Raw genomic sequence first — 14,218 nt, forward strand, 5'->3', positions numbered from 1 at the left:
CAGGCGGCCGTGGGAGGAATACGATGAGTTCGGGTCTGATGCTTGTGCTTTCCTTGCTGGCGCTGATGCTTGGCGTGTGGGCGCTGCGTGTCCGACGCACGCGCTATCGCAGGCGCATTTCGCGCGAGGAGGTGAAGCGTGCGCTTGGCGCGTGTACCAGTCTGATCGACATGCTGGCGGCCCTGCAACAACATCGCGGCCTCAGTACCGGATGGCTTGCCGGAGACAGGGGCTTCGAGCGCCGCATGCTTGCGCGCAGGCGCGACATCGAGCGGCTCATGCCCGCGTTGATGCGGGCTGCGGAGCTCGAGACTGGGGCGATTCGACCCCGTTTCACGGTCAATGATGCAAGCGTGTTCCGCCACCGCTGGAAGGTGCTGGTGGATGATCTGGGTGCGTCGACGCCGGAGCAGAACATCGGGGCCCACACAAGACAGATCGAGCGCCTGACCGCGATGATCGCAGCCCTGGGTGAGGCCCGGATCGAGCTGCCTGCAGCGTCGGAGTTGCCCGTCGGCATGGCGAGGAATTTTGCCTGTCGCCTGCCGGCACTCAGCGAATGTCTCGGGCAGACAAGGGCAATCGGCAGTGCTGCGGCCGCTGCCGGATACTGTGCGCCGGTGGCGAGGGTCAGGCTCATGTTCCTGGTGTCGCGTGCCGAGTCCTTGCTTCGTCAGGCAGCAGAGCTCGATGCCGGGCAGCATGCGATGCTGGCACGGCAGCATGTAGAACGGCTTGCACGTCAGGTGCGCACGGGACTGCTCGACGCAGCGGGGACGAACGTTAGCGCAGACGCATTCTTTGCGACGGCGACAACCGCCATCGACTGCATCTTCGACTGGATCCGGGCGAACGCGGAAGCGATCGAGAAGTGCATGCACTCGCCTGGCGCTGCCCGGGCGGCATCAAATACCATTCCTGTTGCTGCGGCAGGCACAAGACTCGCCACGGCGGCACGATAGCCGTCATGACCAGAGCACTTTGACTGGTGTGTCCGGCGAGAAACGGTAGGCGATCTGGGCCTGTAGCAATTCCGCGCACGCGAGCGCATCGGTCAGCGCATGATGAGGGCGGTAGCGCGGCAGGCCATAGCGGTTGCGGCATGCGGCCAGACGGATGGACGGTTGTTTGTGGCCGAGCAGCCGCGTAATCAGTCCGGGGCGTTTCTTGCGATGAAAGCGGGCTTCGAGCTCCATGGTATCGATCGTCGGGAACTCGATCCCCTCCCCAAGGCGCGGCCGCAGCGCACCGTTGAGAAAGCCGCGCTCGATCGCGCTGCAATGCACGACCACGACATGGCCGGCCATGTACTGGAGTACCTCGTCCAGGACCTCCGTCAAATCAGGTGCGTTGTCGAGCTGGGCGTCGGTAATGCCGTGGATCGTCACCGATTCTTCGGCCAGCGCGACGCGCGGTTTGAGAAGCCAGTGCCGCGCGCGGCTGGCGAAGATGCGGTCCACCTGCATCGGCACGAGTCCGATGCTGACGATGCCGTCGCGCACCGGGTCGAGTCCGGTCGTTTCGAGGTCCAACGCCATCAGTGGCGTCGCTGACAGCAAGGTGTCGCCGGTGACCATCCCGCGTGCGTAGTAGCGTCGCAGCCGGTCGTCACGCGTACTGTCGGCAAGCTGGCGAAAGCACGCGGGCCAATCCGTTTCCCCGGCGGCGGGCTGCGTTTGCTGCTGGAGGTGGCCAAGATGGAGCACGGTGTCGGCGTCAGCCCGCGCGACCGGGCTGGTAGCGGAACTTGAGGTATTTCTGCGCGTTGCCGAGAATCATGAATGCGTCGCGCAGGCTCTTGCGCTCGAACTCCGACAGGCTTTCGGGCTCGATGCTGTTGTCGGGCGTGTTTCCCGCCGCAAGGTCCTCGGCCTGATTGCGGATGCGGACCATGGATACGAACTCGAGTGCGTCATGCAGATCCTGGCCGCGTCCGCGCGGCAGGATGTCCGCGTCGATGATGTCGCGCAGGCGCTCGAACGAATTCAGCGCAACCGAACCTACCGCGAGGGCGTGGACCCGGATGAGGTCCGCCAGTGGAGCCGTACCCCGGCGCTTGAGATTGATGGCACGGGTATGGCGGCCGTCCGACTCGACGACGAAGTCTTTGAAGAAGCCCAGCGGCGGTGTGCGTAGCAGCGCGTTGCGCGCCATGCACGCGAGAAAGCGGGAACTCCCCTTGGCCCTGCGCGTGATCAGGCTGCGCAATCCATCGATCCATTCGGTCTTGCCCCATACGCCGTCGAGATCGAAGAAGATCGCGCTGTCGAGCAGCGATTGCGGTGTGGGCCGCTCGATCCATTCGGTGAAACACGCTTCCCATTTGCGCAGAGGCTGACGCCACCTGGTGTTGGTGGCCATCACGTCGCCGCTGCAGTAGCTGTAGCCGCAGCGGGCCAGACCATCGCAGACGAAGGCGGCCAGATTCCTGAAATAGTCATCGTGGCGGGCGGGGTCGAAGCTGTTGTCCAGCACCAGCGCGTTGTCCTGATCGGTGACGATGAGTTGCTCCTGCCGCGCCATCGAGCCGAGCGCCAGAAAACAATAGGGAACCGGTGGCGGGCCGAGTCGCTCCTCGGCGAGCTCGAGCAGCCGCTGTTTGAAGCTACGACCGATGACTGCCATCGCGCTGCCGATCATGCGCGAACTGGCATCCTCGGTCACCATGCGCGAAAAGCAAGCGCGCACATCGGTCGTCAGCGCGGCCAGTTCATCGACCCCCTGCTGGCGGAAAATGCTGCTGACCACGAACAGGCTGTTGCGCGACTCGTAGCGGATGATGTCCGATAGCGCGATCACGCCGATCGGGCGATGATTCCTCAGCACCGGAAGATGATGCACATTGTGGCGCAGCATCTGCAGCATGGCTTCGAACACGAGCTGATTGTGTTCCACCCAGACCAGTCCGGAGGACATGATCTCGCTGACCGGCGTGTCGTGACCAAGGCGCTGCGACAGCAGGCGCACGCGCAGGTCGCGGTCGGTGAGAATGCCGGCCATGCGGGGGGGCTCATCCGCGCTGCCGGCAGCGTCCATGATGAGCAGGGAAGAGACGCCGTCGTCGGTCATGCGCCGCGCGGCGTCCACAGCCGTTGCCTCGCATCCCAGCGTGACTGGCGCCCGATTGATCAGGACCTCGACGGTGGCTGACATCAGCTGGTTGGCATCTGCGCGTCGCGACACGACATGGCGCAGGCGGGTGCGGTCTTCGATCTCGACCAGATCGGCGAACTGTTCGTTGTTCTCGAACAGATCGGTGAATACCGGCTCGGGGATCAGGTAGAGCAGGGTGTCTTCCAGCGCGGCCGCCGGAAACCTCACCCTTTTACGGTGCAGCAGGCCGAATTCGCCGAAGTAGCCGCCTGCAGTCAGCCGGTTGTAGAGCATGCCATTGCGGCGGAAGATCTCAACTGCGCCGCTACGGACCACATGCCACGCCAGGGCCGGCTCGCCAAACTCGACGATGCGGCTGCCAGCGCGAAAATAGCGCACATCGACCGAACTCGCCACCCGGCGCAAGGTTTCCTCGGGCAACTCGCTGAACGGTGGGTAGCGGCGCAAGAAATCGAGAATCTCGAGCTGTTCGTCCTGCATCGGGGTCACCACTGGCTACGGGAGGGATACCGGGCGCGGCCTTTGGTCGCATGCACCCGCCCGGTTCGGCGACCGGGCGGAATGCCCCGGGATCAGGATGGTCGCGGCTCGGATGCCAGACCCTTGACGACTGAAATCGTGGACACCAGCAGCACGATCGCGAACGGAAAACCGGTAGACACGGCCATGGCCTGTAGCGCGACCAGGCCGCCACCGAGGATCAGTGCGATCGCGACCAGCCCCTCGAAGGTGCACCAGAACACCCGTTGCGGCGTGGGCGCATCGACCTTGCCGCCAGCCGCGATGACGTCGATCACCAGCGACCCCGAGTCGGACGAGGTGACGAAGAACACCACGACCAGAATGATGGCGAGGAAGGAGGTAATCTGCGCCAGCGGCAGCACATCGAGCATGTAGAAGAGCTGCAGCGGCAGCTCGGCCTTGGCAGCGGCCTCGTAGCCGTCCTGCACCAGCTGCGTGATCGCGGTGCCGCCGAATACCGTCATCCACAGCACGCAGGCCAGCGAAGGGACGAGCAGTACCGATACGATGAATTCGCGCACGGTACGTCCGCGCGAGACGCGGGCGATGAACATGCCGACGAAGGGTGACCACGAAATCCACCATGCCCAGTAGAAGGCGGTCCAGCCCTGCGAAAAGTTCACGTCTTCGCGGTTGATGGGATTGGCCAGCGCGGGCAGGTACTCGAGGTAGGCACCGAGGTTGGAGAAGAAGCCGGTCACGATGGCCAGCGTCGGGCCGACCAGAATGACGAAGGCCAGCAGCAGCACCGCAAGTACCATGTTGATCTCGGACAGGCGCTTGACGCCGGCATCGAGTCCTGCAAGCACCGATGTCGTCGCGATGGCGGTAATGCCGATGACAAGCACAATCTGCGTGGTGCTACCGAGCGGAATGTCGAACAGGTAGTTCAGACCTGCCGCCGCCTGCGAGGCACCAAAGCCGAGCGAAGTGGCCAGTCCGAACAGGGTAGCCAATACGGCGAGGATGTCGATCACATGACCGGGCCAACCCCACACGCGCTCGCCGAGCAGGGGGTAGAACACCGAGCGGATCGTCAGTGGCAGCCCCTTGTTGAAGGAAAACAGCGCCAGGCCGAGCGCGAGGATGGCGTAGATTGCCCACGGATGCAGACCCCAGTGGTAGATCGTCGCCGCCATCGCCAGTCGCGATGCGCCGGCGGGATCGCCGGCTGCTGCACCGAGGGGTGCCCAGTCGGTGCGCACGCCGTTCTCCATCGCCGTGCCGCCGAGCGAACTTGCGAAATGCGAGAGAGGCTCGGATACGCCGAAGAACATCAGGCCGATGCCCATGCCGGCGGCGAACAGCATGGAGAACCAGCCGGTGTAGGTATAGTCGGGCTTGGCTTCGGTGCCGCCGAGTCGGACCTTTCCCAGCGGAGAGAGGGCCAGGCCGATGCAGACGAGCACGAAGATATTGCCGACGCTGATGAAGAACCAGTCCAGGTTCGATGTCAGCCAGGCGCGAACGCTGCTGAACAAGGGCTCGACCTGGGTCTGGAACATCAGGGTCAGCGCGACGAACAGGATGATCGCCAAGGCCGAAACCGCGAAAACCCGGTTGTGAATGTCGAGGCCGAAAGGGCCGACGTTAACGAGGATGTTGTCCTGGCCGATCTTGTAATCGGTGTCGATGGGGGTGACGTCCCCGTCGGGGATCATGGGGTCCCGTTTCTCTGTCATGGCATGTTTCCTTGTCGGGGACGAATGAGGGGGTATCGTCAGACACAAGGCGCAAACTTCTGCTGTGACCTTGGCGTGAGTTTAGCACGCCGGAAAAAAGGGCCATTTACGCGGGCCGCATGCGCTTGCCAGCGGCATGCGGCTTCAGTTCATTCGGAATCGAATCCCAGTAGCCTGTCTTCGATGATGCGCCTTGCCACCCCCTCGGGAACGTCCTTCTCCCAGTCGCCAGGGCCGCGACGCAGCCCGGCAAGGGTTTCTGCCGAGTCGATCTCGAGGTGGCTGACATCCTGCGGCTCGATGGCCACCAGCTTGCCGTTCTCGCGCAGGTGCGCCAGCAGGTGGCGCAGGTGACCGGGAACCGGCACGTTGTCGAGCGTGGTCATATCGGCCTCGCCATGGCGGCGCGACGGGTAGACATAGACGTGCGTGTTGTCGGGGAAGAGCTTGCCGAAGGCTTCGAGGATGCCGCCTTCGAGGCCTTCATAGTATTTCTCGTCGAACAGCGCCTCAAGGTCGCGCACGCTCATGACGATGCCGATGGGCTTTTGTGTGTAGCGGCGCAGGTAGGCACGCAGGCGGAAAAAGCGCACATAGTCCGAGATCATCACCGTGTAGCCCTGCGAGGCGAGCAGGTCGATGCGGGCCAGGAAGTCGGCGCCGTCGATATTGTCGCCGCTGACGAGGGAGTTCATGGTGATCTCGGCCAGCGAGAGGACCTCCCTCTCGTCGACTGCCGAGACCTGGCTGAACTGCTTCTGGCCGCCGAGCATCATGTCGAGATTGACGCAGGTGACCGGTTTGAAGCTGCCGCGGATCACCAGCATCGGCTTGCGGTAGAGCAATTCGCCGGGCACCACGACATTGCCGTCGGGATTGAAGATGACCGCGCGGGTCAGCCAGCTTCGAATCAGGTGGAGGTTCATCAAGCGGTTCTCGACCTCCTCGAAGTAGGGACCGGAAAAGTGAATCAGGTCCACTTCGATGCGTTCGGGCGACAATCCGTCGCCAAGGCCTTCGACGACCCATTCGGGCTGGTCATGATGAAAGAATGCGCCGTAGATCAGGTTGACGCCCAGGATGCCCAGCGCCTCGGACTGCAGGGCATTGTCGTTGTCGAGCATGCGCACGTGCAGGATGACATCGCTCGGTGCCGCGCCCGGATGCAATTGCAGGCGGATGCCGATCCAGCCATGGCATTCGTTTTTCTGCTTGAAACTGCGCGCAGTGACAGTCGCGGCGTAGGCGAAGAAGGTGGTGTTCTTCGGACGCACATGGGCGAGGCGGTCGACGACCTGCGAGAATTCCTTGTCCAGCATCTGCATCAGGCGGGCACGGCTGACATACCGGTCCACATGACCGTAGATGTCGTCGCTGACCGCCATGTCATAGGCCGACATGGTTTTGGCGACGGTACCGGCGGCCGCGCCCACATGGAAGAAGCGGCGCGCGACCTCCTGACCGGCGCCAATTTCAACGATCGATCCGTACTTGAACTTGTCGAGATTGAGGGCGAGCGCCTTCTGATCGGTGCTCAGGCTGTTGTCACGTTTGCGCATCGGGTCTGTTCCGTCGTGTAGAGAGCTCGTCGGCGACCGTGCCGTCGCCGGGAGGGAAGGCGGTGAAGTTCGGTGCCGGCTACTTGAGCGCGAAGCCCCGCTTGTGCAGCGCGTCGACCAGGGTATCGCGTCCCGACAGGGTTTCCGGTCCGGCGATTCGCTTGGCGGAGTGGACGGCCCAGGTGCCGTGCACGTTCATCTTCTGCTCGTCATAGAACGCAGCCATGGCACTGTTGTAGGCCTCGATGCCGGCATCCTGTGCGGCGAGCGAGTAGCGGTCGTGATGCACGACGACGGATTGTGGCGGGCGCGGCTTGATAGACGCCGGTTTGGCAGGGTCGGGCGTGCCGACACACATGCCGAACACGGCGACGACCTTCTGTGGCAGTTCGAGCAGTGTGGCAACGGATTCGGGCTTGTTGCGCATGCCACCGATATACACCGTGCCCAGCCCGATGGATTCTGCCGCGGTCACGGCATTCTGGGCCGCGAGGGCGGCGTCGATGACGCCCACCAGGAACATTTCGAAGTAGTCGAGGGCCGCGCTCGGGCGTTCATTCTCGGCCGCGAGTTTTTCCAGGCGGGCGAGATCGGCGAGCCAGACCAGTTGCAGGGGCGCATCGCGCACATGCGCCTGGCCGCCCGCGTATTCCGCCAGGGCTGCGCGCTTTACCGGGTCACGCACGGCGACGACGGACCACGCCTGGAGATTGGACGAACTCGCGGCGGACTGGGCCGCGGCGATGATGGCGGTGAGCTGGTCGTCGCTGACCGGATCGGGCAGAAAGCTGCGCACCGAACAATGATCGAGCAGGCTGTCGATGACCGGACTCCAGCTGTGCGGCGCAGGCATGGCATTGATGCCGTATCGGATGTTGAGGCGGGTCTGGGCGTCTGACATGGGGGAAATGCTCCTTGCCAATGGTGAATTGGGTGCAGGCGGGCAGCGGCGCGCCACCGCGCGTTCGACCCGAGTATACGTGCCAATGCGTGGCTTCGTGCATTGCGACTGTCGGCGCGACGCATTCGCTGGTATAGTGCCGGCCGTGGCGGGTCTCCCCGCATTGCAGCGCGGTGAACCTGGTCAGGGCCGGAAGGCAGCAGCCACAGCCGTTCCCTGCAAGTGCCGGGGGTCAGGCTCGCCACCCTCATTCCGTAAGGGAGCATCTTCGCAGAAGGTGTCTTTTCTCCTTGCCTGCCAGGCAACTCGCCTTCAGACGCGCGTTCGCGCGGGAACTTGTACACTTGGAAATGATCCGACTTTGACGCGGGAGATCGGATGGCGCATCATCGCTCCCTGCCCTTGACAGAGGAGAAAACATGAACGCTGAAGTTGAAACCCCCGACATCCTGGTATTTACCGACAATGCGGCCGGAAAGGTGCGCGAACTGATTGAAGAAGAGGGCAATCCCTCGCTCAAGCTGCGTGTCTTCGTCAGCGGTGGCGGTTGCTCCGGCTTCCAGTACGGCTTCACTTTCGACGAGGAAGTGAATGAAGACGACACCACCTTCGAGAAGAACGGCGTCATGCTGCTCGTCGATCCGATGAGCTATCAGTATCTGGTGGGCGCCGAGATCGACTATACCGAAGGGCTCGAGGGCTCGCAGTTCGTCATTCGCAATCCGAATGCGACCAGTACCTGCGGTTGCGGATCGTCCTTTTCGGCCTGATCGACGAAACGCACATTCAATGCAAACGGGGCGCCTAGGCGCCCCGTTTGCATTGGTCGAACCGCAGAATCAGCGAGTGGCGACCTCGGTCTTGCTCTTGTAGTTGAGCAGAGCGATACGCTGCAGCAGGGGTTCCGCCTTGCGCTTGAACAGCGCGAGTTCCTTGCCTTCGAGCGCATCGGCCGCGGGCAGCGCGACCTTCATCGGGTCACGAGGGGTGTTGTCGATGCGGACTTCGTAGTGCAGGTGCGGTCCGGTTGCCCAGCCGGTGGAGCCGACATAGCCGATCAGGTCGCCCTGATCGACGGACATGCCCTTGCGCAGACCGCTCGCAAAGCCGTTAAGGTGTGCGTATGCGGTGGAAAACTTGCCGCGGTGACGGAGTACGACAATGTTCCCGTAGCCGTTCTGCTGGCCGGCAAAGTCGACCACACCATCTGAGGTGGCCTTGACCGGCGTGCCTCTGGGGGCGCCGAAGTCGACGCCGTTATGACTGCGCCAGTTCTTGTGGATCGGGTGCAGGCGACGCCCGAAGCTGGAGGTGACACGCGAGAATGCGAGTGGCGAACGTAGAAAGCCCTGACGCAGGCTACGCCCCTCGCCGGAAAAGTACTGTTCCTTGCCGTTGGCGCCTTCGTGCAGGATGACGACGTGGCGCTTGCCCTGGTTGATGAATTCGGCTGCAAGCACGCGACCGGTTTGTGCAACCGAGCCCTGATCGTAGGCTGTCTCGTACACGACGCTGAAGCTGTCACCCTTGCGCAGGTCGGTATGGAAGTCGATCTCGGTGCCAAACAGGTCTGCAAGCTTCGTTGCGACACTGTCGGGCAGGCCTACCTCGTCCGTTGCCCCGAAGAGCGAATGACGGATGGTGCCGCTGCGCATTTCGACAATGGTCTCGAGCGTGGCGTCTTCCTGGGTGCGGACGCTGAAGTCTGATTCGATCTTGTCGCGTTCGATGGTGAAACGCTCGCTGCCATAGGGCAGGCTCAGGGACAGGAGCTGTCCGCCTGGCGTGACAGTCGCCGTGATCGAACGCCCAGCGCGCAGTTGGCGTAATACCTGCAGTCCGGTCTTGTCGTTCTGGATGAAGCTCAATGCGTCTGCATCGTCGATGCCGAGGCGGTTGAATACGGCGGGGAGCGTGTCACCGGGCTGTATCCGGTCTTCGTGGATGTAAGGCAGTGTGCTCGGGGCGATGCTGACCGGGATGGTCGCAATGTCTTCGATGACCGGGTGCGCGTCGAGGACGGTGGCGGGCGAGGTCTGAGGGACCACCGCCGTTGCGGCTACGACGCCCAGCAATGAGATTCCCGCCACACCCGCAATCAACCAGGGGCGTCCATGACTGACAAGCTTGGACGGCAGTTCGGCTAGAATCGTGGTTTTTCTGACCTGCATGGCTTGAGTCCGGGCAAAAACTTTTTGGATTCTAGCAAACATTCCGTGCAGGCCGGTGAATGATTGACTGGAGAAAGACAATGACTGATGTGCAGGCCGCGATCGAACTGATCCGGCGGGGAGCGGACGAGTTGCTGATCGAGAGCGAACTCGTCGACAAGCTCAAGAGCGGGCGATCGCTGAAGATCAAGGCCGGATTCGACCCGACCGCACCGGATCTGCACCTCGGGCACACGGTGTTGATCAACAAGCTGCGCCATTTTCAGGAGCTTGGTCATCAGGTCATGTTCCTTATCGGCGACTTTACCGGCATGATCGGGGACCCCAGCGGAAAGAACAGTACTCGGCCGCCGCTGTCGCGCGAGCAGATCCTGGAAAACGCCAGGACCTATCAGGAGCAGGTGTTCAAGATCCTGGATCCGGCAAAGACCGAGATCTGCTTCAATTCCGCCTGGATGGAAGGCCTCGGTGCTGCCGGCATGATTCGTCTTGCCGCACAGCAGACGGTGGCGCGCATGCTCGAGCGCGAGGATTTTTCCAAGCGCTATACGAACAATCAGTCGATCGCCATCCACGAGTTCCTCTACCCGCTGTGTCAGGGCTACGATTCGGTGGCGATGAAAGCCGACGTGGAGTTGGGCGGGACCGACCAGCGTTTCAATCTGCTGATGGGGCGCGAGTTGCAGAAGCATTACGGGCAGACGCCGCAGTGTGTGCTGATGATGCCGTTGCTCGAAGGTCTTGACGGTGTGAACAAGATGTCCAAGTCACTTGGTAATTACATTGGTATTGCCGAGGCCCCAAAGGAGATCTTCGGCAAGACGATGTCGGTATCCGACACCTTAATGTGGCGCTATTTCGACCTCCTGTCCTTCCGTTCGTCGGCCGAAATTGCGGCGCTTCGGGCCGGGATCGAAGGCGGGCGAAATCCGCGTGACGTCAAGGTAATGCTGGCGCAGGAACTGGTCGCCCGATTCCATGGGCAGCAGGCTGCCGTGGACGCGCTCAGTGATTTCGAGGCACGTTTTCAGCGTAACGCCATCCCCGACGACCTGCCCGAAGTCCGGGTTGCGGTCGGCGAAGGGCTGCCGGTGTTTCAGGTGGTGAAGCAGGCCGGACTGACGGGGACGACCTCCGAGGCCATGCGCATGATCGAGCAGGGCGCGGTGCGTCTGAACGGCGACCGCGTCGACGACAAGGGCGTGATGCTCACGGCCGGTGAAACTGTGGTCCTGCAGGTGGGCAAGCGCAAGTTCGCGGCGGTCGTGCTCGAATGAGGGACATGCTCGCCGGGTGCTTGTGCGGCAAGGCGACGCCATGAGTACCGATACGTCGAGACCGATTGGCGTCTTCGACTCGGGCGTCGGCGGGCTGACGGTGGTGCGGGCGCTGATGGAGCGCCTGCCGCTGGAGCGCATCGTCTATTTCGGCGATACCGCGCGTGTGCCCTATGGCGTCAAGTCGGTGTCGACGATCGAGCACTATACGGCGCAGATCACCGACTTCCTGCTGCAGCAGGACGTGAAAATGCTGATCGTCGCCTGCAATACGATGGCGGCGGTGGCTGCTCACATCGTCGCCGGGCGGGCGGGTGCGGTGCCGGTGATCAATGTCATCGAAGCGGGCGCACAGGCTGCGGTGGCGCAGTCGGCCGGTGGGCGCATCGGTGTGATCGGCACACCGACGACGATCAACAGCAATGCCTATGCGCGGCGCATGCATGCGCTCGATGCAGGTGTGCGGGTGTATTCGCAGGCATGCCCGCTATTCGTCCCGCTGGTCGAAGAAGGCTGGCTCGATCATGCGGTCACGCGCATGACGGCGCAGGAGTACCTGCGCCCGGTACTGGCCGAGGAAGTCGATAGCCTGGTGCTCGGCTGCACCCATTACCCCTTGCTCAAGCCCTTGCTACGTGACGTGGCGGGACCGGCGGTGCGATTGATCGATTCGGCCGTCACCACCGCGGAACTGGCGGCAGGCTGTCTGCAGGCGGAAGGGCTGGCCAATGATGGGACGCGGCCGGCGACCTATCGCTTTGTCGTGACGGATGTGCCGCTGCGCTTCCAGACCATCGGCGAGCGCTTTCTCGGGCGTTCGCTGGGCGTGATCGAGCGTATCGACTGGTAGTGTGCGGGTTTCAGGCGGGGCCGGTGGCCACCGGCCGCGTCGGGTCTGCACACCATTCGCTCCAGGAGCCGGGATAAAGGCGGGAGGAGGCGAGCCCGGCCGATTCCATCGCAAGCAGGTTGTGGCAGGCGGTGACGCCCGAGCCGCACTGGTGCACAACTTCGCTCACGGCACGCCCCTGAAGCAGGGCCTCGAATTCTCGCCGCAAGGTCATGGGCGACTTGAAGCGCCCGTCGGCATCGAGATTGTCGCGGAAAAAGCGGTTGATGGCCCCCGGAATGTGCCCGCCGACCGGATCCAGCGTTTCGTTCTCGCCGCGGAAGCGATCAGGGCTGCGCGCATCGATGAGCAGCATGCCCGGCTTGCCAAGGTTTGCCCGGACCGTGGCGGCGTCTACACGGCAGGCCTGCAGGCACAGGCTGAAAGTGTCCGACTTCGGTTCGGGCTCATCGGTACTCAGGGGTTGTCCGTCACCGACCCAGGCTTGCAGGCCACCGTCGAGGACTGCGACCCGATGGTGCCCTAGCCAGCGCATCATCCACCACAGTCGGGCGGCGAACATTCCGCCGGCATCATCGTAGGCGACGATCTGGGAGTGGTTGTTGACACCACAGGCCTCGAGTCGGGCCGCGAGCGCGGCCGGATCGGGCAGTGGGTGACGACCATTTCGTCCGTTCCGTGGCCCGCTGAGATCGCTGTCGAGATCCATGAAGAAAGCCCCCGGAATATGGCCGCGCGCATAGGCGTCACGCCCGAAGTCCGGGTTGGCGAGATCGAATCTGCAGTCGAACACGACCCAGCCCGAATCATGAAGGCACGCGGCCAGATCACGGGCGCCGACGAGCGCCGAGTACGATGCATTCACGAGGCTGTCTCTTCCGCGATGCCGAGCCAGGCACGGGCGTCTTCCTGGGTACTGAAGACCTGGACTTCCGCGTCCACGAACAATTGCGAGATCCACGCACTCCATGTGACCCACTGGTCTTCGGTCAGGATCGCGATGCGACGGAAATCATGGGCATGTTCTCGCGAGAAGCGAATTTCCTCCCATGCCAGATCGAGAGTGAAGCCCGCCATCTCACGCAGGTCGAAGAACAGATCCACCGGTCCGCCGAACTTGATCTTGTAATTGACCAGCTCTTCGAACTCGCGATAGTCAGCCAGCGTAAATTCGCCGAATACAGTCAGTGAAACCAGATTGTCCTTGTGGTCGGTGCTGATCATGACGGCCTCCGTGATGTTGTGCTTGTGTGCTCACTATAGTCCTCGACGCCACCGTGCTCAATCGCCGGGCTTGTGCCGCGAGGCCAGCGATACCGCGAGGCCGCTGGCGATGATCATGGCAACCGCCAGCCACGCCGCCGCAGGAAGGTGCTCGTCCCAGATCAGGATGCCGAACAGGCTGGCGAAAATCACCGTGCTGTAGCTCAGTGCGGCCGACACAATGGTCTTGCCGAAGCGGTAGGAACGGGTCATCGCCAGCTGCGCAAGACCGCCGAACAGGCCAACACCTACAAGGGCTGCGGCACCAGCGGCATCAGGGGTGTGAAAGTCGTCGGACAGGGCCCAGAGTGCGCCGAGGAGGCTGGTAACGCAGGAAAACCAGAACACGGTCCGGACCTCCGGCTCTCCAGCCTTGCCCAGCTCGCGCACGCTGATGTAGGCAAGGCTTGCGATCATGCCCGCGCCGAGACCGGTCACTGCGCCGAGCCACTGCGACGGTTGCAGCGTGGGGCGCAGCAGCAGCACGACGCCGGCAAATCCCGTCAATAGTGCAAGGGCGATCGGAGGCCGGAGCTTCTCGCCGAACAGCACGATGAGTATGAGGGCGACGAACATCGGCGAGGTATAGCTGAGCGTGGCAGCGGTCGCCAGGGGCAGGACGCCAATGGTGAAAAAGTAGCACATCAAAGCCAGCGAACCCGATACGCTGCGCGACAACTGCATGCGCCAGTGTGGCGTTGCCAGCGAGGTGCCGGTCAGCCTGGCGGTGATCGCCATCATGACGACGCCGAACAGGCCACGGTAAAAGACCAGCTCCCCGGTGGAGAACTGTGCCGAGCCAAGCTTTACGCAAACGCCCATGCAGGCGAACAGGAAGCTGGCAATGATCATCCAGATGGCGGGCATGGCCTCGATGTT

At 62.9% G+C, this 14,218-nt stretch carries 13 protein-coding genes and 1 other RNA gene; 5 read left to right on the plus strand and 9 right to left on the minus strand.

Features of this window, described 5'->3' with window-relative positions; translation table 11 throughout:
- Positions 1-23: 23 nt before the first annotated feature.
- Complete coding sequence (locus tag J5J83_RS21220) at positions 24-962, plus strand: nitrate- and nitrite sensing domain-containing protein (protein ID WP_212352043.1); 939 nt, start codon at positions 24-26, stop codon at positions 960-962.
- 3 nt (positions 963-965) lie between these two features.
- On the opposite strand, the gene J5J83_RS21225 is transcribed toward J5J83_RS21220, so the two are convergent.
- The 5 genes from J5J83_RS21225 to J5J83_RS21245 form a co-directional block, all read right to left on the minus strand.
- Positions 966-1,706: a 3'-5' exonuclease gene (locus J5J83_RS21225; RefSeq protein ID WP_212352044.1), complete on the minus strand. Its 741-nt coding sequence runs from the start codon at positions 1,704-1,706 to the stop codon at positions 966-968.
- A gap of 10 nt (positions 1,707-1,716) precedes the next feature.
- Positions 1,717-3,594, minus strand: coding sequence for a DUF294 nucleotidyltransferase-like domain-containing protein (locus tag J5J83_RS21230; RefSeq protein ID WP_212352045.1), 1,878 nt, complete (start codon positions 3,592-3,594; stop codon positions 1,717-1,719).
- Between the two features lie 92 nt (positions 3,595-3,686).
- Positions 3,687-5,318 (minus strand): BCCT family transporter, encoded by a 1,632-nt coding sequence (locus J5J83_RS21235; protein WP_212352046.1) that lies wholly within the window; start codon positions 5,316-5,318, stop codon positions 3,687-3,689.
- Positions 5,319-5,467: 149 nt separating this feature from the next.
- Positions 5,468-6,877: a TonB-dependent receptor gene (locus tag J5J83_RS21240; protein WP_212352048.1), complete on the minus strand. Its 1,410-nt coding sequence runs from the start codon at positions 6,875-6,877 to the stop codon at positions 5,468-5,470.
- Positions 6,878-6,956: 79 nt separating this feature from the next.
- Positions 6,957-7,778, minus strand: coding sequence for an NADPH-dependent oxidoreductase (locus J5J83_RS21245; RefSeq protein WP_212352050.1), 822 nt, complete (start codon positions 7,776-7,778; stop codon positions 6,957-6,959).
- Between the two features lie 147 nt (positions 7,779-7,925).
- On the opposite strand from J5J83_RS21245, the gene ffs reads away from it, so the two are divergent.
- Positions 7,926-8,024: signal recognition particle sRNA small type (ffs, locus tag J5J83_RS21250), an RNA gene on the plus strand.
- A gap of 173 nt (positions 8,025-8,197) precedes the next feature.
- Positions 8,198-8,548 (plus strand): iron-sulfur cluster insertion protein ErpA, encoded by a 351-nt coding sequence (gene erpA, locus J5J83_RS21255; protein WP_108949203.1) that lies wholly within the window; start codon positions 8,198-8,200, stop codon positions 8,546-8,548.
- A 69-nt stretch (positions 8,549-8,617) separates the two neighbouring features.
- On the opposite strand, the gene J5J83_RS21260 is transcribed toward erpA, so the two are convergent.
- Positions 8,618-9,949: a peptidoglycan DD-metalloendopeptidase family protein gene (locus J5J83_RS21260; protein WP_212352052.1), complete on the minus strand. Its 1,332-nt coding sequence runs from the start codon at positions 9,947-9,949 to the stop codon at positions 8,618-8,620.
- 80 nt (positions 9,950-10,029) lie between these two features.
- Between J5J83_RS21260 and tyrS the strand changes: the two genes are divergently transcribed.
- Entirely contained in the window at positions 10,030-11,226 is a 1,197-nt protein-coding gene (gene tyrS, locus J5J83_RS21265; RefSeq protein ID WP_212352054.1) for a tyrosine--tRNA ligase, read from the plus strand.
- A gap of 40 nt (positions 11,227-11,266) precedes the next feature.
- Positions 11,267-12,076 (plus strand): glutamate racemase, encoded by an 810-nt coding sequence (murI, locus tag J5J83_RS21270; protein WP_212352055.1) that lies wholly within the window; start codon positions 11,267-11,269, stop codon positions 12,074-12,076.
- Positions 12,077-12,086: 10 nt separating this feature from the next.
- Here murI and J5J83_RS21275 read toward each other — a convergent pair whose 3' ends face one another.
- Genes J5J83_RS21275 through J5J83_RS21285 form a run of 3 tightly spaced genes read right to left on the minus strand, consistent with a single transcriptional unit; the run spans position 12,087 to position 14,206 of the window.
- Positions 12,087-12,941: a sulfurtransferase gene (locus tag J5J83_RS21275; RefSeq protein WP_212352056.1), complete on the minus strand. Its 855-nt coding sequence runs from the start codon at positions 12,939-12,941 to the stop codon at positions 12,087-12,089.
- A complete protein-coding gene (locus J5J83_RS21280; RefSeq protein ID WP_212352057.1) occupies positions 12,938-13,300 on the minus strand; it encodes an STAS/SEC14 domain-containing protein in 363 nt (120 codons plus the stop codon). The genes J5J83_RS21275 and J5J83_RS21280 overlap by 4 nt, the downstream gene beginning before the upstream one ends.
- 57 nt (positions 13,301-13,357) lie before the next feature.
- The gene (locus J5J83_RS21285; RefSeq protein WP_212352058.1) at positions 13,358-14,206 is read right to left on the minus strand and encodes a DMT family transporter; all 849 of its coding nucleotides are present in this window, start codon (positions 14,204-14,206) and stop codon (positions 13,358-13,360) included.
- Between the last annotated feature and the right edge of the window lie 12 nt (positions 14,207-14,218).

The organism is Azoarcus sp. L1K30 (assembly GCF_018122735.1).
Taxonomy (GTDB): domain Bacteria; phylum Pseudomonadota; class Gammaproteobacteria; order Burkholderiales; family Rhodocyclaceae; genus Parazoarcus.